Here is a 19216-nt window from a genome sequence, read left to right as displayed (position 1 = left end):
CTCCGCTCGCTCAGACGTCGAAGAAGTAGAAGAAGCGCGGCCGCGTGCCGAGCTCCTCCTTGAGGACGAAGATCCGCTTGTTCTCGAGCACCCAGCGGAGCTCGCTCCCCGGATCCAGGAGGTTGCCGAAGACGCGCGCGCCCGTGGGGCAGGCCTCGAGACAGGCTGGCATCCGGCCCTCGCGCGTCCGGTGGAGGCAGAAGGTGCACTTTTCCACCACGCCCTGGGGCCTGATGCGGTTCGACAGGTAGCCCTGGTCCGGGTTGATCTCGTCGGCCGGTATCTCGGGCTTGGTCCAGTTGAAGCGTCGCGCGTGGTAGGGGCAGGCGGCCTCGCAGTAGCGGCAGCCGATGCACCAGTCGTAGTCGACGGCGACGATGCCGTCGGGCTCCTTCCAGGTCGCCTGGACAGGGCAGACCTTCACGCACGGCGCGTTGTCGCACTGCTGGCACTGCACGGGGAGGTAGTACTTGCCCTTCGCGGGGACCGCGTGCTCGTACGTCGCGTTGCCCTTCTCCATGTCGAAGCTGCCCTGCTCCATCTCGAGCACGCGGATGTAGGAGTTGTTCGTGCGCCGATCGTGGTTGTTCTCCACGTGGCAGGCCTCGACGCACTTGCGGCAGCCGATGCACACGCTCAGGCTGAGCGCGTAGCCGAACTGCACCCCTTCCTGCGGGCGGACGTCGCGGATCGTCACCTCGCGGCCGTACTCCTCGCGCGTCTGCTGCTCGAGGCGGCGGATGACCTCGCCGATCTCGTCCCGGGTGAGCTCCTTGTAATGGCGCTGCAGGAACTGATCGAGCGAGAGATCCTTGCTCCACGCGCGCAGCGGCTCCATCGCGTGAGCGAAGGCGGAGGCGCCGAGCGTGCCTCCGAGCACCTTGAGCGCGACGCGCCTCGACGGCTGGGTCATCGGTGGGCTCCTTCTCCGGTGCCGGGATTCCCCACGAAGCGGTCGCGCGGGGGCAGGACGGGCGTCGAGGGCTGGAACGCCGGCACGTGTGGATCGTGGCAGTCGACGCAGTGGTTGCGCACCCGCGCGCCGCCCGCGTAGCTGCCGCTCATGCCGCCGTGCGCCCCCTTCGCGTAGTCGCGGTGCTGCGGGCCATGGCACTGCGCGCAGAGCTGCATGGCGTCGCGCATCGGGACGAGCGCGCCGTCGGCCTTGCGCAGCGTGTCCTGGTCGCCGATCACATGGCACGAGGCGCAGCTCAGCTCGCCGTGCTCGAACCGCAGCCCGACGTGGAACTCGTCGAGCTCCAACGCCGAGGCCGGCAGCGTCTCCGGCCGGCGCAGCGAGTGGCACGTGACGCACGCCGCGCGGATCGGCCGGCCGAGGGAGTCTCGCTTGTCGGTAGGGACGCCGGAGAGCTTGTCAGGGCGATGGATGGTCGCGGAGGCGACCGGCGTCGCGTCGAGCGCGGGGCGCAGCTCCAGCGGCTGGTCGCGGTCTTTGCAGCCTGCCTCGTGCGCCAGGCACAGGAGGCCCAGAATCGCGGCGGCCCCGGGTCGATGAAGAGAGGAGTGCACGGCGCCGCCCCATCGCACGTCACGTGCCACCGCGCGCGTCCGGGGCGGCGCCGTGGCCCGCGACCCAAGCGGGGTGCAGGGCGCGCGTATGGACGCACGGTTTGCGTGAGGCGCGGTCTCGGGGCGCCGTGGGCCTCGGGTGAGCAGCGGTGCGCAAGGTGCAATCCGCCGGTCTTCCAGCGGCGCTCCCGCGTGGCCCAGGCCTTGCCAGCGCGGACGGAAGTGCCATGCCCATCAGTGCTCTTGTCATCACCCTTGCCGATGAACCCAGCGCGCGAGAGCGCGCGTATCGCTCGCTCGCCGGAGAGGCCGCGCTCTCGCTGGGTCCACCGTCCGGCTCCAGGCTGCCCGCGGTCGCCGAGACAGCATCGCTGCTCGCGGGCGCAGAGCTCCTGGAGCGGGTGCTCCTCATTGACGGCGTGGACTTCGTCGATCTGGTGTCGGTCGACTTCTCGGATCTGGAGGAGTGATGGAGCGGCGTGAATTCCTGAAGTACTCCGCGATGGGCACGGCGACCGTGGCCGCGAGCCGGCTCGCGCTGGGCAAGGACGCGGTCGCCGCCGAGGCGGCGCCCGTCGCCGCCGATGTGGTGTGGAACAAGGCGCCGTGCAGGTTCTGCGGCACCGGCTGCCACGTGCAGGTGGGCGTGAAGGGGGGCCGCGTGGTCGCTGTCGCGGGCGACCAGAGCGCGGACGTCAACAAGGGCCTTCTCTGCGTGAAGGGGTATCATGTCGGCCTCGCCCTCTACGGCAAAGACCGGCTCACGAGGCCGCTGCTCCGCAAGAACGGCAAGCTCGAGCCGATCGGCTGGGACGAGGCGATCGAGATCATCGCCAGGCGCGCGACGCAGAACCCGGCCGGCTTCGCGCTGTACGGCAGCGGCCAGTGGACGATCCCCGAGGGGTACGCCGCGAACAAGCTCGTGAAGGCGGGGCTCGGGAACAACCAGATCGACCCGAACGCGCGCCTCTGCATGGCGTCGGCGGTGACCGGGTTCCTCTCGACCTACGGCGTGGACGAGCCGGCCGGCTGCTACGAGGACCTCGACAGGTGCGATGTCCTCCTCATGTGGGGGAACAACCCCGCCGAGATGCACCCCGTGCTCTTCTCGCGCGTCGTCGACAGGCGCTCGAGGGGCGAGCAGGTGCTGCTCATCGATCTCACGACGCGGCGCACGCGCACCTCGGCCTTCTGCCAGCACACGCTGTACTTCAAGCCGAACACCGATCTTGCGATCGCGAACGGCATCGCGCACCTGCTCGTCGAGCGCGGGACGTTCGACCGGGCGTTCGTCGAGAAGTTCTGCAACTTCCGCCAGCGGACCGAGCACCCGACCCTCGACGGACGGCCGATGACCTTCGAGGAGTACAGGGAGGCGCTCGCCGAGTACACGCCCGAGCGGGTGGAGGCGCTCTCGGGCGTCGCCGCGAAGGACCTCCGGATGCTGGCGGATCTCTTCGGGCGCCGCGACCTGCGGATCACGAGCCTCTGGTGCATGGGGATGAACCAGCACACCCGCGGCACCGCGATCAACGATCTGGTGCACGGCGTGCACCTGCTCAGCGGCCATTTCGGCAAGCCCGGCGACGCCCCGACCAGCCTGACGGGCCAGCCGTCGGCCTGCGGCACCGTGCGCGAGGTCGGCACCGTGGCCAACGGGCTCCCCGGCGGCCTCGTCGTCACGAACGGCGAGCACCGGCAGAAGGCGGAGCACCTCTGGAACCTGCCCGAGGGGCGGATCAACCCGAAGCCCGGCTACCACGCGGTCGAGCTCTGGAAGCGCTTCTCGACCCCGAAGGAGCAGGGGGGCGACATCGACACCCTCTGGGTGATGGTGACCAATCCGGGCCAGTCGCTGCCGAACACGAACGAGCTCTTCGACGCGAGCCGCAAGATCCCGGGCAAGTTCCTCATCGTGTCCGACGTCTACCCGACGGCCACGGTGCGCGCCGCGGATCTCGTCCTGCCCTCGGCCATGTGGGTCGAGAAGAACGGGATGTTCGGCAACTCCGAGCGGCGCACGCAGCAGTGGTTCAAGATGGTCAATCCGCCCGGCGAGGCGCGGGACGACGGATGGCAGATCATCGCTGTGGCCCGCAAGCTCCACGACATGGGCTTCGCCGGGATGAAGGACAAGGACGGGCGTTTCCTGTTCGACATCCGGAAGGACGGCAAGGAGGTGCCGGTCTGGGACCACAGGCACTATTACGACGTCAACGTCGACGAGCACCTCTTCGAGGAGTACCGCAAGTTCACCCGCTTCAAGCACAAGGACCTCGCGCCTTACCGCGAGTACGTGAAGGCGCGGGGCCTGCGCTGGCCCGTGGTCGAGCAGCCCGACGGCTCGTGGCGGGAGACGCGGTTCCGCTTCTCGAAGTTCGACGATCCCTATGTGACGAAGGACGAGATCCAGTTCTACCACTCGGTCACAAGGGACGACCGGGCGCTCGTCTGGTTCCACCCCTACGAGCCGCCGCCCGAGTCGCCCGACGCCGACTATCCCTTCTGGCTGTGCACGGGCCGCGTGCTCGAGCACTGGCACACGGGCTCGCTCACCATGAGGATACCCCAGCTCCAGCGGGCGATGCCGCAGTCGTACCTCGAGATGAACCGCGAGGACGCGCGGAAGCTCGGCGTCGCCGACGGCGAGGTCGTGATCCTGGAGAGCCGGCGCGGCGCGCTCGAGCTGCCGGTCTGGATCGAGGGCCGCGGCGCGCCCGCGCCGGGCACGGTGTTCGTCCCCTTCTTCGATGAGACGGTGATGGTGAACCGCGCGACGCTGGAGGCCTACGATCCGCTCTCGAAGCAGCCGGACTACAAGAAGTGCGCGGTCCGGATCCGGCGCAAGCCGCAGCGCAGGCAGGGAGAGGCGCGATGAGGAGCGCCCGCGGCCTGCACGTCGGCCTCGCGGCGGTCGTCGCCATCACGGCGGCGGGCTTCTTCTCGGGACTCCGCGGCACGGATCAGGGGGTGGCGGCGCTGCGCGGCGATTCGCCGCCGCCCGCCGCGAGCGTCGAGGCGCGCAGCTATGCCGACATGCGCGAGCGCGCGCACGGCCCGAACGCGAGCATGTACGAGGGCGCCTTCTCCCGGCTGGAGGCGGCGCACGCCGGCCTCTACGCGCGCGTGGAGCCATCCGAGGCCGACCGCGAGGCGGCGCTCGAGCGGCGCGCCTCCCGCCGCGCCTACGACGGCGCGCCGCCCACGATCCCGCACCGCATCGAGCAGCTCGGCGCGCCGGATTGCCTGTCGTGCCACGAGAACGGGCTGCGCGTCGCAAACCTCACCGCGCCCAGGATGAGCCACCGGCGCTACGAGAGCTGCACGCAGTGCCATGTCGTCGGGGACGACCCGAGGCCGCTCGCGGAGACGCCGCCGGCGCCCGACAACAGCTTCGTGGGCCTGGCCTCGCCGCAGCGAGGCGCGCGCGCCTACGAGGGCGCGCCACCGACGATCCCGCACCCGACCTTGATGCGCTCGGAGTGCGCGAGCTGCCACGGTGTCCATGGCGCCCTCGGCCTGCGCTCGACCCACCCTTACCGGCAGAGCTGCACCCAGTGTCACGCGCCTTCGGCCGAGCTGGATCAGCGCGCGCCCACGCCGCTCTCGGCGTGGCCGCCGCCGAGCATGGGAGCGGACAGGCCATGAGCGCCGAGCGGCCGAAGATGCGCCGGCGGGATCTGCTCCGGATCTTCTCGCCGGGACCCGAGGCGCCGCGGGGGTCGACCCGGGCACCGGCGGCGGCCTTCGCGCCTGCGCCGGCGGCGGCCTTCGCGCCTGCGCCGGCGGCGGCCTTCGCGCCTGCGCCGGCGGCGGCCTTCTCGCTCGACGCGTTCTACGCGCAGCGGGTCGGCTCCGGGGCCGTCACGGGGGAGACGATTCCCGCCTTCGGGATCTCCGCGCCGGCCGAGGTCCCCACACCCCGCGCAAGCGCTGCCGAGCAGCCCTCGCCGCCGCCATGGCGCCGGGGAGGGGCCGAGGGCGCGCTGCCGCCAGGCGCCGTCCCGCGGCTCTTGCCGCACGCCTGCATCGCGCTCGAGTCGTTCTGCTCGGTGTGCGTGGAGCGCTGTCCTGCCGAGGGCGCGCTCGTGATGGAGCTCGGGCGGCCGAAGCTCGATGAGGACAGGTGCACCGGCTGCGGCCGCTGCGTCGAGGTCTGTCCCGCGCCGGTGCGCGGCTTTACCGTCGTTCCGCGCGCCTTGCCGCAGGGAGCTCCACGCCATGCTTGAGACGGAGATCGGTCCCGAGATCCCGCTGCCGCCCTTGCAGGAAGCGGTGCTCGACGAGGCGACCCTGGAACAGCTCTTCCTCGACATCGCGGGGGCCGCGGAGCTCGTCTCGGTGTCGCTCAAGGCGGGCGCGACGGCCCGCGCCGGAGACCTCCCGCGGGCAGGGAGCGGGGGCGACGAGCTCGCCCTCGCCCGCCGCGCGCTCGGCGACGGGACGGCGCTCGGCGTGCAGATCCGCTATCGCTTCGGGGGCTCGGAGTGGTGCGATACGCTGCTCCGGCTGCCCTCCGGCGTGCGGCTCGTGCGCGTGCGGATGGAGGACGCTCTCGGGTAGTGCGTCGCGCCCACGCGGATCCGTGGCTTCATGAGAAGAGGAAGAGGGTGAGCCACAGAGGAGCAGAGGCGCAGAGGGGAGAAGGGATGATGGCTCCGCGCTCTTTGATGCTCTGTTTTCAGGAGCAGCGTCGGGGGAGGCGGCGGCGCGGGGGGGCGCCGTTCGACTCGGCCTCAGAGGCCTACGGTGGCGCGGAAGAACTGGCCATTTCCCTCGATGGCGTAGGCCCCCGAGGCGAACGGGACGAAGATGGATCCGCCCTGACGGAGATCGCGGGCGACGCCGCGCGCATCGGTCAGCGACGCGTGTCCCCCGGTGCACAGCACGATCTCCGGGCCGCGCCGGTCGTCCGTCCTCCAGGTGGACACGGCGTCGAGCTCGATGCGGGAGAGCCGGAACTCCGGCGCGGGGGTGTCGTAGAACGACTCTGCGCCGGCCCGCCGCGGCGCGACCGGCTCGACGCGCCACGGGGAGAAGTCGAGGACGCGCACGAGCTCGTCGACGTTGACGTGCTTGGGGGTGAGCCCGCCGCGGAGCACGTTGTCGGAGCTCGCCATGATCTCGATCCCGACCCCCTGCACGTAGGCGTGCAGCCGGCGCGGCGGCAGGTACAGCGCCTCGCCCGGTTCGAGGTGCACATCGTTGAGCAGGAGCGCGATCACGACGCCGATGTCGCCCGGGTAGAGCTCGTGCAGGCGGAGCGCCCAGCCCGAGGCCCGCGCGAGCCAGCCGCCCGCCTGCGCGCGCGCCCGGCACGCCTCGACCACCGAGGAGACGAGCTCCCGCCGCGCCGCCGGGTCGAGCGCAAGGAGGCCCTGGAAGAGCCGCGCGACGGCGGCAGCGTCGACCGGCGCGGCGCCGCGCGGGACGAGCGCGTCCGCCGGACCTCCAGCGAGGAGCTCGAAGACCTCCGGCAGGGCGTCGGCCGGCCGGAAGCCGCAGAGCGCGTCGAACGGGGTGAGCGCGCAGAGGAGCTCGGGCTTGTGGTGGGGGTCGCGGTAGGTGCGCTCGGGCGCGTCGATGGGGGTGCCGGCCGCGTTCTCCGCGTCGAACCCGCGCCGCGCCTGCGCCTCGTCCGGATGCGCCTGCAGCGACAGCGGCTGGTCGGCCGCGAGCACCTTGAGCAGAAAGGGGAGCCGCGCGCCGAAGCGATCGCGCGTCGGCCCGCCGAGGAAGGCGTCCGCGCGGCCGGCGATGGCGTCGATCAGGCGCTCGCGGCCGCCGTCGAGCTCGATGCACGAGGACGCCGCCGGGTGGGCGCCCATCCAGAGCTCGGCCTGGGGCTTGTCGGAACGTCCCTGTCCGAGCAGCGTCGCGATGGCCTCCCGCGAGCCCCAGGCATACTCCTGAACACGGTTCTCGAGCGAAAACATGGATAGCTCCTGAGCGGCCCACCGTACCTGATGGCTCCGGGGAAGTCAGCCCTTGAGCGCGCGGGCGAGGCGGCGAGCGGCGCCGGCTTTACGCGGGCCGGCGTGCGCCCTACGCTCGGCGAATGACCACGATCAAGGACGACGCGACGTTCACACCTCTCCTTGCGAGGCTGCGCGACGCCGCGCTGGCCTATCCCGAGGCGGTGGAGGAGTTCCCCTGGGGCGATCGCGTCGCCAAGGTGCGCGGGAAGATCTTCGTCTTCCTCAACACCCACGAAGGGAAGCTCCGCGTCACCGCCAAGCTCCCGCAGTCGGGCGAGGCCGCGCTCATGCTGCCGTTTGCGGAGCCGACCGGGTACAACCTCGGCAAGAGCGGGTGGGTGACAGCGCGCTTCGGTCCGAAGGACCGCGTGCCCGAGGCGATGCTGCTCGAGTGGATCGAGGAGAGCTACCGCGCGGTGGCGCCGAAGCGGGCCTTGCGGGCGCTCGACGACGCGGCGCCGGAGCCGGGGGAGAAGGGGGCTGCGGCGAAGAAGGCGGTGGCGAAGAAGGGGAATCCGGCCAAGAAGAAGGCGCCGGCGCCGCGAGCGCAGCTGGCCCGGAAGCGCGGATAAGCGCCGCGCTCGCGAGCGTTCCCCCGAGCACACCCACGGAAAGACATCGATGCGCCAGAGCGAGCCATCCACAGAATCCTCCTCCGCTCCGCAAGAGCGTGTCGCCCGGCGCTCTCCGCCCCCGCCGCGCTGGCGCCGGCTCCGGGCCGTCGTGCTCGCCGGCGCCGTGCTCTACCTCGTCGTGGTCGTCGCGATCTGGCTCGCCCTGCCCGTCCTGGGCGACCGGTGGTGGCTCGCGACGCTCATCCTCTTCGGCCCGCGCCAGCTCCTCGCTCTGCCTCTGCTCGTGATCGTGCCCGCCGCGCTCCTCCTGCAGCGCCGTGCCCTCCTCCTGGCGGCGCTGGCGTCAGCCATCGTGGTCGGGCCCATCCTGGGATACTCCCTCTCGCTCCGGGCGATCGCCGGCGGGACGGGCCGCGGCGATCTGCGCGTCGCCTCGTTCAACACGGGGAGTCGCGCCATGAACATGGAGCGACTCAAGGGCTTCGTGGCCGAGTCCCGGCCCGACGTGCTCGCGCTGCAGGAGTGCGCGACGCCGGAGCCGGAGCTGACGGCCGCCTTCCCGGGGTGGTTCGTCCACGTCGAGCGCGGGATGTGCCTCGTGAGCCGGTATCCGCTCCTCGAGGCCGAGTCCAGGGACCGCCGCGACGTCTGGCGTGCAGGCGGCCACGGCGCCATCCTACGCTACGCGATCGCGCTGCCGGACCGCGCGACCCCCGGCGCTCGGGCCGGCTCCCCCGGCCCAGGCGCCGACGTCGGGGCGTCGGACGCGCCGCAGGCGACTGCGGACGCGCCGGACGCGTCGCAGCTGGGCGCGCAAGCGGCGCCCGGGACGCGCACCTTCAGCCTCCTCAACCTGCACCTGGAGACGCCCCGCGACGCGATCGAGGCGCTGATCCACGGCCTGTGGAAGCAGGCAGCGGAGCACGACCGCGTCATCGCGCTGCGCGCGTGGGAGTCCGAGCTCGCGAGGCAATGGGTGGACGAGGCGCCCCACCCGGCCGTGATCGTCGGCGATCTCAACATGCCGGTCGACAGCGCCATCTACCGGCGCTTCTGGGCGGGCTTCGAGAACGCGTTCTCCCGCGCAGGGCTCGGGTTCGGCACGACGAAGCGGACGCGCTGGTTCGGTATCCGCATCGACCACGTGCTCGCCGGGCCGGGCTGGACCACCGAGCGCGCGTGGATCGGCCCGGATCTCGGCTCGGACCACCTCCCCATCCTCGCCGACCTGCGCTGGACGGGCAGCCCGCGCCAGGGGTCGCCCTGAAGCTCAGCAACTTCGGTCAGGCATGACGGGCAGCCCCTCGCTACCCTGTCGCTCGCCGTGGAGGACACCGCCTTGACCGAGGCCGCCGCGAACGCCTGCTTCGTCCGGTTCCGCAGGGTGCTCGAGTACATCGACGCGCACCTGGACGAGGACTTGACGCTCGAGCGGCTGAGCGGCGTCGCCGCGTTCTCGAAGTATCACTTTCTCCGGCAGTTCTCCGAGCTCTTCGGCATAGGCGTCCACCAGTACGTGAAGCTCGTCCGCCTGCGACACGCGTCGTACCGGCTCGCCCTCCAGGATCGCGCCCGGATCATCGACATCGCGATGGCGAGCGGGTACGAGAGCCCCGAAGCGTTCTCCCGCGCCTTCAAGAAGGCCTTCGGCCAGACCCCGTCCGAGTTCCGAGAGCAGCCCCGGTGGGACTCGTGGCATGCGACCCACGAGCGCCTGAGAGAGGCGAGGACCTTGCCCCTGCAGGCCGACGATCGTGCCGGAGACGTGCAGGTCGCGCGCTTCGAGGAGACGCGCGTCGCCGCCCTCGAGCACCGGGGCGACCCGAAGCTCATCCTGGAATCGGTGCGGCGGTTCATCGGGTGGCGCAAGGAGAACAGGCTGCCGCCGAGGGGAAGCGCGACCTTCAATATCCTCCACGACGACCCGGCCGATACCCCGCCGGAGGCCTACCGCATCGACCTCTGCGCGGCCATCCATCGCCCTGTGTCAGAGAACCCGTCCGGCGTCGTCGAGAAGACGATCCCCGGCGGCCGCTGCGCCGTGCTGCGGCACATCGGGGGCGATGACACGCTCTTCCAGGCCGCGAGGCACCTGTACGCGACCTGGCTCCCCGCGAGCGGAGAGGCGCCGCGGGATTTCCCGCTCTTTCTGCACCGGGTGCGCTTCTTCCCGGAGGTGCCCGATCACGAGGGCGTCACCGACATCCTCCTCCCGCTCCAGTAGAAGACCACCTCCCGTGGCCCTCCGCTCACCCAGATGACCTCCGGAGAAACAAGCATGATTCGATTCGTTGGCAGCCGCCGCCTGGTCGTGCGAGACGAGGTGCAGGACCTCTCCTTCCCGGTCCTGCTGATGTACCCGACGCACGTCCCCGCCGAGATCGTCGCGATGGGTCCTTACTCGCTCGAGGTCGCCCCGAACGCCCCCGTCGACGGGGGCCCGCGGCGCCTCGTGGTCCTCTCGCACGGCAGCGGCAGCTCACCCCTCGTGTACCGGACGATCGCTTCCCACCTCGCGCGGAGCGGATACGTCGTCGCGATGCCCGAGCACCCCGGGGACAATCGCAATGATCGATCCATGTCAGAGACGGTCGAGAACCTCCGGGATCGACCCCGGCACGTCCGCCTCACGGTGGATGCCCTCTGCTCCGATGCGGAGATCGGGCCGCACCTGCGGGGCGATGACATCGCGGTCATCGGGCACTCCATGGGGGGCTACACCGCGCTCGCCGTCGCGGGCGGGCAGCCCTGGGCAGGGCCGGGGCAGCGGGTCGAGGTCACGAAGGACCCGCGCGTGAAGGCGCTGGTCCTGATGGCGCCCGCGACGGGCTGGTTCGGCCTCAACGACTCCTTGCAGGACGTCACGGTGCCCATCCTCTTGCTCGTCGCGGAGCACGACCGCATGACGCCGAGATGGCAAGGGCAGCTCGTGCTCGACCTCATTCCCGACCGGGCGCAGGTCACGTTCAAGATCGTCGAGAATGCAGGCCATTTCTCCTTCTTGAGCCCGTTTCCTCCCCCGATGCGGACCCCGGGCTTCTTGCCCGCCAGCGACCCCGCCGGGTTCGATCGCGAGGCGTTTCACCGCGAGCTCCCGCAGGACGTGCGCGAATTCCTCGACAGGACCTCGACACCCAGAGGGTAGGCGCCGCCCTGACGACTGCGCACGACCAAGGCGCTTTGCCGCGACGACGGTGCTCTGGCTCCGGAGCAGCGAGGCCCTGCACCCTCCCGCCACGGCGGGAGGGTCGCTGTCCAGCGCGGCTCCTCAGGGCCGGATCGCCGCGGAGACCTGCGCCGCGCTGGGCGGGCGCGCGGCCGCCGCGGGCACGGGCTCCGGCGCCGAGCCCGTCTGGCTCAAGCGCCGCTTCGCCTCGGCGACCACCTCGCTCGGCAAGGGACCCTTCCTTGCGAACGTCAGGTTGTCGCGCAGGTGCTGCGGGTTCCGGGTCCCGACGATGGTGGTGCTCAGGCCCGGGTGCGAGAGCGTGAAGCGCAGGGTGAACTCGATCCGGCTCAGGCCGTCGAGCAGCTCGTCGAGCCTGGCCCGCTCCCACCGGTCCTGCATGGTGGTGCCCGGCAGCATATAGTTCGTACGCTGCCAATCGGTGGGCGCGCCGCGCGCGACGCCGCCGCGGATGATGGTGCCCGCGCCGGCCTCGGCGGCCTTGCTGATCACGTCCTCGTGCTCGCGCTGCAGCGCGGAGTATGGGATCTGGAAGGCGTCGAAGACGCCCATCTCGATCTGCTCCACCAGGTTGGGCAGCGTGCCCGAGACGCCTAGGAAACGAACCTTGCCCTCGTCCTTGAGCTTCAGCGCCTCTTGCAGCGCGCCGTCCTGCTCGAACTCTCGCCGGGTGAGGCTCCGGTGAAACTGCACCAGGTCGAGGTGGTCCGTCTTCAGGAGGCGCAGGCTGTTCTCCACGCCGTGCCGGATGTTCTGTGCCGTGTGCACATGCTCACCCTGGGCCCCGCCGACGACGCAGCCACATTTCGAAGCCAGGAAGTATTCGCTCCGGCGGCGCGAGATGTGGCGCCCGATGAGCTCCTCGCTGCGACCGTAATCGATGGAGGTGTCGATGAAGTTGATCCCGGTGTCCAGCACGTCGTTCAGGATGCGCTCCGCCTCCTGATCCGAGAGCTCCGGGCCGCGCGGGGCGCCTCGCAGCTCCATGGCGCCGAAGCCGAGCGTGGTGACGCGGACGCCGGTGCGTCCGAGCAGGCGAGTGGGTAAATCCGTCATGGTTCTCCTCTTCTTCAGCTCTTCGGAGCCGCCGCCTTGAGCGTCGCGTCGAACAGCGCGAGCAACGTCTGGTAGTGGCGCTCGGACGCGGCCTCGTTGTACACCGCCGAATCCGAGGGGACCCAGCCATGCTTCGCGCCTGCATACGTCTCGACCGTGTGCTGTACGCCGGCCTGCTCGAGCGCGTCGCTCAGGCGTTGCTTCTGCTGGTCCGGGAACGACGCGTCCTCGACCGCGCCCGCGACATAGACGCGCGCTCGAACGCGCGGCGCGAGGAGGTGCGGGCTCTCCGGGTCGTCGGTCGCCAGGTTGCCGCCGTGGTAAGACGCCGCCGCGATCACACGGTCGGGAAACTGGCCGGCGGCCGACAGCGACAACCCGCCTCCCATGCAGTAGCCGGTGGTGCCGATCGACAGCGAGCGGACATCGGGCTCGGCTGCCAGGAAGGCGAGGAACGCCTCCGTGTCCGAGCGCACGTTGGCCTTCGTGGCCGTGGCGATGTACTTTTGCTGCCACTGCTTGCGAAACTCCGGATCGCGCGTGAAGGTCTCGGCGTCCGGCGCCTGATAGGGGCCGCCGCGATAGAACAGATCGGGCAACAGGACGAAGTAGCCGCCCTGCGCGATGCGCTCCCCCAGCTCGAAGAGCGCGGGACGAATGCCGCGGCCATCCTGGTACACCAGCACCGCGGGCCAGGGACCCTTACCAGCGTCGGGGCGGAAGACGGATGCTTCGGTCTGACCGTCCCGGGTCTTCAACGTGACTGTAGCTCGTGACATCGGTTCCTCTTGCTCAACTGGCTGAACGTCTGGCGGGCGCTCGGATCATCGGATGGGCGACCAGGCGCGCTCGGCGCGACCCGCGCGCCACAGCACGGACAGGTGGCTTCGCCCCTCGCCGCCGCGGGAGCGAGCGCGATGACCCGGTAGTCCTCCCGGGGAAGACCCTCGTCTGTCGCGTCCGGAGCCGCAGCCGACACCGCCTCGATGTCGGCTGCGCGGCCGCGGGCTCGTCCTGCGAACGACTCTTACTCTGCTCCTCTCGACTTGGCAAGCACACTCGCCTCGTATGATGTCCTTCCATGGCTCGCGGCGATGGTGCCACCTCGCCTGGGGCGCCGTGTTCCGATGATCGGTGCTCGACCCACGCGCCATGTCCATCCGGCGTCCTGGCCAGCTGCGCTGCTGATTCACTGCTTCCCAGGCAGCAGCGGATCAGCAGCGGTGGTGGCGAGAATGCCGGCGTCGCGCGCCTTTTGCCATGGGTTCGTTACTGGCACGTGCCGTGCTGACCTCGCTGACATCGATTGATGCCGTGGCGGTGGCGGCCGCTCGCGGCTGGTCCAGCCCGCGTGAGAGGTGCGTCGCGCGACCCTGGATGGGCGTGAGTCGTTGGAGACCGTTGATGCGAGGCTGAACAGCCGCTTGCGATACGCGCGCAGCTCTCCTCGCCATCAAGCTCACCGTCGGACACGCGGAGGCGTGGAGCTCCGATTGGACCGGCCGCAGCTCAAGCGGCCAGATCCACGACGGAGAGCGCTGCACGCAAGGTCGCGGAGCACGCTGAAGGGCCGGGAGGCGGCCGGTTTGCGCGAGGCGCAGCTCAACCGCTCAGGAGAGGCGCAGATCGCCGCCTCGGAGCAAGAGCAACGGCGCAGGACGCATGGAGACAGCCGGGGCGCCACCGCGCGCTTCACGTCGAGCCCGTGGCCGTGAAGCGCCGCGCAGCGCCGGATCGCGCTGTCCCTGGAACTGGATGGCCGGAGCCCCGGAGCTCAGCGCCGGGCCGCCGGCCTGCTCGCGTCCAGCGGGCCGCCGACCACGATGCGCAGCTCGGCCAGCGCCGTCCGGTACTCGCGCACGAGCCGCAGGAGCTTGACCCGCGCGGCGGCGCCCCGCTCCTCCAGGCCGAGCGCGCGCACCCCGTCGATCTGGCGGCTGTCGAGCGCGCGCGCGACCTCGACCCCGGCGCGCTCGACGGCCGGGAGCGCGCGCGCCCTGAACTCCTCGACAAGCGCCCCCGCCGCGCGCGCCTCCCGGAGCCGATCGCGCACCTCGCGCGCGACCCGCTGGACCTCGGCGGCGAGCGTGCGCTGCGCCGCGACCGCCCCGGCGTCCGCGGCGGCGACCTCGCTCGCGTGCGTGTCGAAGAGCGGCAGCTCGATCCCGGCCTCGAACGTCCAGCCCATCGGGTCGCGCGTCGCGGGCGAGAACTCGTAGCCGAACTCGACGAACGAGAACCACGGCCAGCGCAGCGTGCGCGCCAGCGCGCCCTCCGCGCCGGCGGCGTCGAGCTCGGCGGCCGCGAGCGCGATCTCCGGGCGGTTCCTCAGCGCGGCCTCGATCAGCGCCTCCTCGGACGCGAGGGGGACGAGCGGCGCGGTCGCGAGCGGCTCGCCCACGAGGCGCACCGGCGCGGCGGGGTCGAGCCCGACGCGATCGAGCAGCGCCGCGAGCACGACCTCGCGGCGCGCGCGCGGCGCCGCGCCGTCCTCCTCGGCCACCGCGGCCGACAGCGCCGCCATCGCCTCGTCGACGGCGGTCACCTGCGATACGGCGACCCGCGCCCGCTCCTGGTCCGCGAGGCGGCGGCGCGTCGCGGCGACCGCCCCGAGCGCCTCGAGCTCGGCGTCGAGCAGCAGCACCTCGTCGAACATCCAGCGGACCTCGGCCTCGAGCTCGAGCTCCGCGACGCGTGTCTCCGCGCGCGCGACGTCCACGTCCGCGCGCGCGACGTCCGCGGCCGCGCCGGCCTCGCCGGGCCGGGGAGGGCGAATGCGGACGCCCGCCGAGAAGCGCGGCTCGCGATCGAGCACCTGATCGAGGCGCAGCTGCGAGACGCGGATCTCCGGGTTCCGGTAGGTGCCCGCCGACGCGGCGTCGACCGCCGCCCGGGCCGTGGCCTCGCGCGCCCTCATCGACGCGACTGTCCCGCTCTGCTCCCTGGCCATGGCGACCGCCTCGTCCGCGCTCAGCTCGCGCGGCGCGGCGCTGCGCCCCGCCGCGAGGCCCGCCCGCGCGCGCGCCTGCGCCTTCGCGGCGCGCGCCTCGCGGTAGAGCGCGATCGCGCGCTCCGACCCCTCGAGCTGCGCGGGCGCCGCGCAGGCCACGAGCGAGAGGCACGCGACGGACGACAGCGCCGCCGCGGCGGGCCGCGCTGCCGCGCGCGCGGCGCGGCGGCGAAGGAGGGCGAAAATATCAGTGATCTTCATGCCTTACGGCCTTCGTGGGGATCTCTCCGGGCCTGGACGGCGCCGCCCTGCGCCGCTCAGCCCTGCCACGGCATCTCGAGGAAGAAAGGCGCCTCGGCGCCGGCGTCGAACACGACGATCAGCTTGCCCGGGGACAGCGCGAGCGAGATCCCCTCCGGCTTCTGGCCGGGAAAGCGCCGCACGAGGCTGGGCGAGAGGACGCCGCCCTCGGGGCGGAGGACGTGGAAGAGCGACCCCGCGGCGCCGTCGGCGGTGGACGGGGTCGAGGCGATCGCGAGCGAGCCGTCCGGGAGGAAGCACAGATCGGAGATCCCCCCCGGCGTAGGCGCGCCGTCGAGCTCGACGTCGACGCGCGCGCGCGCCCAGAGCGAGAGGCCGGCGCCATCGAGGCCCCGCGCCTCGAAGAGCGCGCGCGGCGCGCCGAGCTTCCAGATCAGCGCGTTGCCCTCGGCGTCGAGCGGCGACTTGAGCCCGAAGTAGAGCGCGCCGTCGCGGTAGGCCATGCCCTCGATCTCGAGCGGGCGCGTGCCGCCAGGGAGCCCGAGCTGCGCGAGGGCCGCGGGGCCCGCGGCGTCGAGCAGCTCCGCGAGGTGGGCCTCGGCGTCGACGCGGAAGCCGCGGCCGTCCGGCTTCAGCCGGAGCAGCGCGGTGCGCGCCTTCTTGCGCTTGCCCTTCGCGCTGTAGCCCTGCGACGAGAGCAGGTACACGTCGCCCCCGTCGCCCGCGGTGATCGACTCGATGTCCGCGAGCTCCTTCACGCCGTTCACCGGCACCGGCTCCGGATCGACGGCGCCGGCCGCGGACATCGCGAACAGCCAGGGGACGCCCTCGTCCTTCTCGTCCTTGTGGCCCGTGTCGTCGCTGACGAGGAGGTACCGCGCCTCCGTGGGGCGGGGCAGGATGCCGGACGGCTCGAAGCGCGTCCGCTGCCGCAACGCCGCCGGGACCGTCATGCGGAGCGCGTCGGCGGCCCGGGCGGGCGGCGCCGCCGCGGGCGCGCCCTTCGCCACGGGGGCGGCCGGCGCGCCGGGGGCCGGCGGCGCGGGGGGCGCGGTGCTCGAGCGCTCGAAGGCGACATCGAACGGCTGGCCGGCGAGCAGATCGACCGGGTGATCGAGCGCGATCGTGACCTCGCGGCCCCACACCGGCACGTTCAGGTCCGTCCAGCAGCGGAGCGGCAGCTGCGTCACCATCGCCCCGACCGTGACGGCCCTGCCCGTGAGCGGCCGCCCGGTCCCGCCGCGCGCCCAGAGCGTCGCGGTGTCGCCCGCCTCGACGTGGAGCACCGAGTTGTCCGGGAGGCAGGCGATGACCTGCCCGCGCGCGTTGGCGATCTCGACGATCGGGTCGCCCGGCACGGCGACGTCGCCAGGCCGCTTGCGCACCGCCGAGACGCGCCCGCCGTGCGCCGCGCGCAGCGTCTGCTGGGCGCGAAGCACCTCGAGCTGCTCGGCGCTCCGCCTCGCCATCGCGAGGTCCGCCTCGATCTTCGCCGTCTCCGGGCTCGCCTGCTGGAGGAGCTTCTTCCGGCGCTCCCCGGCCACCGCGATCTGCGCGCGGAGGAGCTGGATGGTGCGGGGCTTCTCGGTCGCGATCGCGTCGACGCCCGCGCGCTGCACGTCGAGCGAGCCCAGGACGTCGAGGCTCGCCTGCTTGTCCTCGATCAGCCGCTTCACCCGGGAGATCTCGCTGGCCAGCACCTGGCCCTCGGCGCTCGCGCGGCGCTGCTCCTCGACCTCGCGCGCGAGCTCGAGCTTCAGGTCCTCGACGCCCGCCTCGAGCTCCAGATCGAGCCGCGCGTGCTCCGCGGGGATCAGCGCCCGGAGGCGCTCCACGTCGGCGCGCGCCACGGCGAGCTCCGCGTCGATCGCGCCGCTGTCGAGCGTGACGAGCACCTGACCCGGCGTCACCTCGTCCCCGACGTCGACCTCGATCGAGGCCACCCGCCCGACCTCGATCGCGGCGACCATCTCGACGTCGGCCTGCGCGAACGCGAAGATCCCGCCGGTCGGGGCGCCGGAGAAGCGCAGCCACGCCGCGAGGCCGAGCGTGCCCAGCATCGTCAGCGCGGGGGTCACGGAGGAGAGCGCGGATCGGATTCGCCAGAGATGCATCACTAGAGGTCCAGCGTCGGCTCCTGGAGCATCAGACTCACGTCCTCCACTCCGGGGAGCGCTTGAAGGCTCGTCACGAGGCGCACCCGCAGGTCGGGGTGGCGCACGCTGATCTGGTAGGCGTGCTCCATGACGGCGCCCTGCGCCGCCTCGCGCAGGGTCACGAGCGAGAAGGAGCCGCAGTGCTCGCGGAGGACGCCCGCGATCGCGCCGCCGAGGTCCGCGCCCGCCGGCCCGGACGGCGCGACGAACCGGAGCAGCCCGTCCGGCTGCCGGCGCGACCCGTAGCCGGTGGCGTGGAGCATCAGCGTCGCGCCGGCGAACATCCCCGCCCCGGCGATCGCCGCGCCGTAGGCCTGCGCGCCGCTCGCCATGCCGATGGCGAGCGACGCGAAGACGAACACGACGTCGCGCGGATCGCGCATCGTGGTGCGGAACCGGATCGCGCTGACGCCCCCGGCGATCCCGATGCCGGCCGCGATGTTGTTGCCGACGGCGAGCATCAGCGTGCACGTGATGATGCTGCCCAGCGCCATGCTCTGGACGATGGTCCGCGAGTACGAGAGGCCGCGGAACGTGAGCATGTAGACGCCGGCGATGCCCTGCGTGAGCCCGAAGGCGACGAGGAGGGCGATGAGCGCCCTGCGCCACTCGATGGCCTCGCCCTGCGAGACCGTCGTCAGCCAGTCCATCATGGCCGCGGCCCTCCCTCGATCCGGGCCGCGCGCGCCTCCGGGAGCGTCAGCTGCGCGTTGACGCTGAAGCAGTACTTGGAGAACGAGTGCCGGACGAGCTCGAGGCGCTGCACGAGCGCCGCCATCCACGCGGGCGGCCTGCGCTCGAACTTGAGCTCGAGGACGCAGACGGGCTCGTGCGTTTGGGTCTGGACGGGGTGGTCGACAGGGCGCCACCTCCCGTCGGGCGCGTCGAGATCCAGCGCTTCCCTGCGCTGGCAGACGACCCTCCGGTCGAACGTGATGCGCGCATACTTGTCGAGGGTGCTCTCGTAGGCCTCGCGCTCGTAGTCGACGACCACCACGGGCCGGAGATCGTGGCGGTGGAACGCGCTGATGAACCGCTCCGCGTATTTCCGCGGGCCCGGCGCGAGCCGCTCCAGCGCGGCGGGGCGGTGGTGCTCGAGCAGCTCCCGCCACTCGTCCGCAGGCACGCACGCGCGCGACTTGATGATCACGTCCTGTACGCGCCGCTTCACCTCGAGGAAGACCGGGCTCTTCTTGCCGGGGTAGGTGCGCGCCCGCAGCTTGAAGCGGTCCCGCTGCTCACGGGAGTTCGCCCAGAAGAGGTCGAACCCGCGCGTGTCAAAGTAGAGCGAGCGGATGCGGTACGAGCCGTCCTCGTTCGCGTACCGGTCCCTCCGGCCGACAGCGCGCGCCGTTTCCCGGATCGCTGGTACGAGCCGCTCCGGGACCAGGTATTTGAACTCGTATCTCTCGATGACGTCCAGGATGGCGGCCTCCTCGATCGTCAGGGCCACGTGGGTCGCGCCGCCGCGGCGTCGCGAAATTGTTACTGTATGTACGCCATGATGACATAAATTTCACCGG

Annotated in this window: 18 protein-coding genes; 9 read left to right on the top strand and 9 right to left on the bottom strand. The window is 71.9% G+C overall.

Annotation, left to right across the window (positions count from 1 at the left end; translation table 11 throughout):
• Window positions 1–10 precede the first annotated feature (10 nt).
• A complete protein-coding gene (locus WMF28_RS23385) occupies window positions 11–913 on the bottom strand; it encodes a 4Fe-4S dicluster domain-containing protein (protein WP_437595477.1) in 903 nt (300 codons plus the stop codon).
• Window positions 910–1530 carry a hypothetical protein gene (locus tag WMF28_RS23380; protein ID WP_437595476.1) on the bottom strand — a complete coding sequence of 207 codons (621 nt, stop codon included), beginning with the start codon at window positions 1528–1530 and terminating at the stop codon, window positions 910–912. The genes WMF28_RS23385 and WMF28_RS23380 overlap by 4 nt, the downstream gene beginning before the upstream one ends.
• 227 nt (window positions 1531–1757) lie before the next feature.
• Between WMF28_RS23380 and WMF28_RS23375 the strand changes: the two genes are divergently transcribed.
• Genes WMF28_RS23375 through WMF28_RS23355 form a run of 5 tightly spaced genes read left to right on the top strand, consistent with a single transcriptional unit; the run spans window position 1758 to window position 6093 of the window.
• Window positions 1758–2000 (top strand): hypothetical protein, encoded by a 243-nt coding sequence (locus tag WMF28_RS23375; RefSeq protein ID WP_437595475.1) that lies wholly within the window; start codon window positions 1758–1760, stop codon window positions 1998–2000.
• Window positions 2000–4408, top strand: a complete 2409-nt coding sequence (locus WMF28_RS23370) for a molybdopterin-dependent oxidoreductase (protein ID WP_437595473.1) — start codon at window positions 2000–2002, stop codon at window positions 4406–4408. Before WMF28_RS23375 ends, WMF28_RS23370 begins: the two co-directional genes overlap by 1 nt.
• Window positions 4405–5178 (top strand): nitrate reductase cytochrome c-type subunit, encoded by a 774-nt coding sequence (locus WMF28_RS23365; protein WP_437595471.1) that lies wholly within the window; start codon window positions 4405–4407, stop codon window positions 5176–5178. The genes WMF28_RS23370 and WMF28_RS23365 overlap by 4 nt, the downstream gene beginning before the upstream one ends.
• Window positions 5175–5759 carry a 4Fe-4S dicluster domain-containing protein gene (locus WMF28_RS23360; RefSeq protein WP_437595469.1) on the top strand — a complete coding sequence of 195 codons (585 nt, stop codon included), beginning with the start codon at window positions 5175–5177 and terminating at the stop codon, window positions 5757–5759. The genes WMF28_RS23365 and WMF28_RS23360 overlap by 4 nt, the downstream gene beginning before the upstream one ends.
• On the top strand, window positions 5752–6093 hold the full coding sequence (locus tag WMF28_RS23355) for a hypothetical protein (protein ID WP_437595468.1): 342 nt from the start codon (window positions 5752–5754) through the stop codon (window positions 6091–6093). The genes WMF28_RS23360 and WMF28_RS23355 overlap by 8 nt, the downstream gene beginning before the upstream one ends.
• A gap of 173 nt (window positions 6094–6266) precedes the next feature.
• Here the strand turns inward: WMF28_RS23355 and manA are convergent, their stop codons facing one another.
• On the bottom strand, window positions 6267–7466 hold the full coding sequence (gene manA / locus WMF28_RS23350) for a mannose-6-phosphate isomerase, class I (protein ID WP_437595466.1): 1200 nt from the start codon (window positions 7464–7466) through the stop codon (window positions 6267–6269).
• A gap of 122 nt (window positions 7467–7588) precedes the next feature.
• Here manA and WMF28_RS23345 point away from each other — a divergent pair, with 122 nt between their 5' ends.
• From WMF28_RS23345 to WMF28_RS23330, 4 genes are all read left to right on the top strand, one after another.
• Complete coding sequence (locus tag WMF28_RS23345) at window positions 7589–8080, top strand: MmcQ/YjbR family DNA-binding protein (RefSeq protein ID WP_437595465.1); 492 nt, start codon at window positions 7589–7591, stop codon at window positions 8078–8080.
• A gap of 151 nt (window positions 8081–8231) precedes the next feature.
• Entirely contained in the window at window positions 8232–9350 is a 1119-nt protein-coding gene (locus tag WMF28_RS23340) for an endonuclease/exonuclease/phosphatase family protein (RefSeq protein WP_437595464.1), read from the top strand.
• 57 nt (window positions 9351–9407) lie between these two features.
• Complete coding sequence (locus WMF28_RS23335; protein WP_437595463.1) at window positions 9408–10307, top strand: AraC family transcriptional regulator; 900 nt, start codon at window positions 9408–9410, stop codon at window positions 10305–10307.
• 54 nt (window positions 10308–10361) lie between these two features.
• Window positions 10362–11228 carry an alpha/beta hydrolase family protein gene (locus WMF28_RS23330; RefSeq protein WP_437595461.1) on the top strand — a complete coding sequence of 289 codons (867 nt, stop codon included), beginning with the start codon at window positions 10362–10364 and terminating at the stop codon, window positions 11226–11228.
• A gap of 123 nt (window positions 11229–11351) precedes the next feature.
• Here WMF28_RS23330 and WMF28_RS23325 read toward each other — a convergent pair whose 3' ends face one another.
• The 6 genes from WMF28_RS23325 to WMF28_RS23300 form a co-directional block, all read right to left on the bottom strand.
• The gene (locus tag WMF28_RS23325; protein ID WP_437595460.1) at window positions 11352–12326 is read right to left on the bottom strand and encodes an aldo/keto reductase; all 975 of its coding nucleotides are present in this window, start codon (window positions 12324–12326) and stop codon (window positions 11352–11354) included.
• Between the two features lie 14 nt (window positions 12327–12340).
• Window positions 12341–13105, bottom strand: a complete 765-nt coding sequence (locus WMF28_RS23320; protein ID WP_437595458.1) for a dienelactone hydrolase family protein — start codon at window positions 13103–13105, stop codon at window positions 12341–12343.
• A gap of 995 nt (window positions 13106–14100) precedes the next feature.
• Complete coding sequence (locus WMF28_RS23315) at window positions 14101–15537, bottom strand: TolC family protein (RefSeq protein WP_437595457.1); 1437 nt, start codon at window positions 15535–15537, stop codon at window positions 14101–14103.
• Between the two features lie 56 nt (window positions 15538–15593).
• Window positions 15594–17651: an HlyD family secretion protein gene (locus WMF28_RS23310; protein WP_437595456.1), complete on the bottom strand. Its 2058-nt coding sequence runs from the start codon at window positions 17649–17651 to the stop codon at window positions 15594–15596.
• A gap of 2 nt (window positions 17652–17653) precedes the next feature.
• Window positions 17654–18346: a DUF4956 domain-containing protein gene (locus WMF28_RS23305; RefSeq protein ID WP_437595454.1), complete on the bottom strand. Its 693-nt coding sequence runs from the start codon at window positions 18344–18346 to the stop codon at window positions 17654–17656.
• A complete protein-coding gene (locus tag WMF28_RS23300; protein ID WP_437595453.1) occupies window positions 18343–19146 on the bottom strand; it encodes a VTC domain-containing protein in 804 nt (267 codons plus the stop codon). The genes WMF28_RS23305 and WMF28_RS23300 overlap by 4 nt, the downstream gene beginning before the upstream one ends.
• Window positions 19147–19216: the final 70 nt, after the last annotated feature.

It is taken from the genome of Sorangium sp. So ce590 (assembly GCF_051521365.1).
Taxonomy (GTDB): Bacteria; Myxococcota_A; Polyangia; order Polyangiales; family Polyangiaceae; genus Sorangium.
Note: the sequence above shows the minus strand (reverse complement) of the source record. Positions and strands in the feature narration are given on the sequence as shown.

Coding starts and splice junctions, on each gene's coding strand:
- WMF28_RS23385 (WP_437595477.1), bottom strand. CDS start 913: ATGACCCAGCCGTCGAGGCGCGTCGCGCTCAAGGTGCTCGGAGGCACG.
- WMF28_RS23375 (WP_437595475.1), top strand. CDS start 1,758: ATGCCCATCAGTGCTCTTGTCATCACCCTTGCCGATGAACCCAGCGCG.
- WMF28_RS23370 (WP_437595473.1), top strand. CDS start 2,000: ATGGAGCGGCGTGAATTCCTGAAGTACTCCGCGATGGGCACGGCGACC.
- WMF28_RS23365 (WP_437595471.1), top strand. CDS start 4,405: ATGAGGAGCGCCCGCGGCCTGCACGTCGGCCTCGCGGCGGTCGTCGCC.
- WMF28_RS23360 (WP_437595469.1), top strand. CDS start 5,175: ATGAGCGCCGAGCGGCCGAAGATGCGCCGGCGGGATCTGCTCCGGATC.
- WMF28_RS23355 (WP_437595468.1), top strand. CDS start 5,752: ATGCTTGAGACGGAGATCGGTCCCGAGATCCCGCTGCCGCCCTTGCAG.
- manA (WP_437595466.1), bottom strand. CDS start 7,466: ATGTTTTCGCTCGAGAACCGTGTTCAGGAGTATGCCTGGGGCTCGCGG.
- WMF28_RS23345 (WP_437595465.1), top strand. CDS start 7,589: ATGACCACGATCAAGGACGACGCGACGTTCACACCTCTCCTTGCGAGG.
- WMF28_RS23330 (WP_437595461.1), top strand. CDS start 10,362: ATGATTCGATTCGTTGGCAGCCGCCGCCTGGTCGTGCGAGACGAGGTG.
- WMF28_RS23325 (WP_437595460.1), bottom strand. CDS start 12,326: ATGACGGATTTACCCACTCGCCTGCTCGGACGCACCGGCGTCCGCGTC.
- WMF28_RS23320 (WP_437595458.1), bottom strand. CDS start 13,105: ATGTCACGAGCTACAGTCACGTTGAAGACCCGGGACGGTCAGACCGAA.
- WMF28_RS23315 (WP_437595457.1), bottom strand. CDS start 15,537: ATGAAGATCACTGATATTTTCGCCCTCCTTCGCCGCCGCGCCGCGCGC.
- WMF28_RS23310 (WP_437595456.1), bottom strand. CDS start 17,651: ATGCATCTCTGGCGAATCCGATCCGCGCTCTCCTCCGTGACCCCCGCG.
- WMF28_RS23305 (WP_437595454.1), bottom strand. CDS start 18,346: ATGATGGACTGGCTGACGACGGTCTCGCAGGGCGAGGCCATCGAGTGG.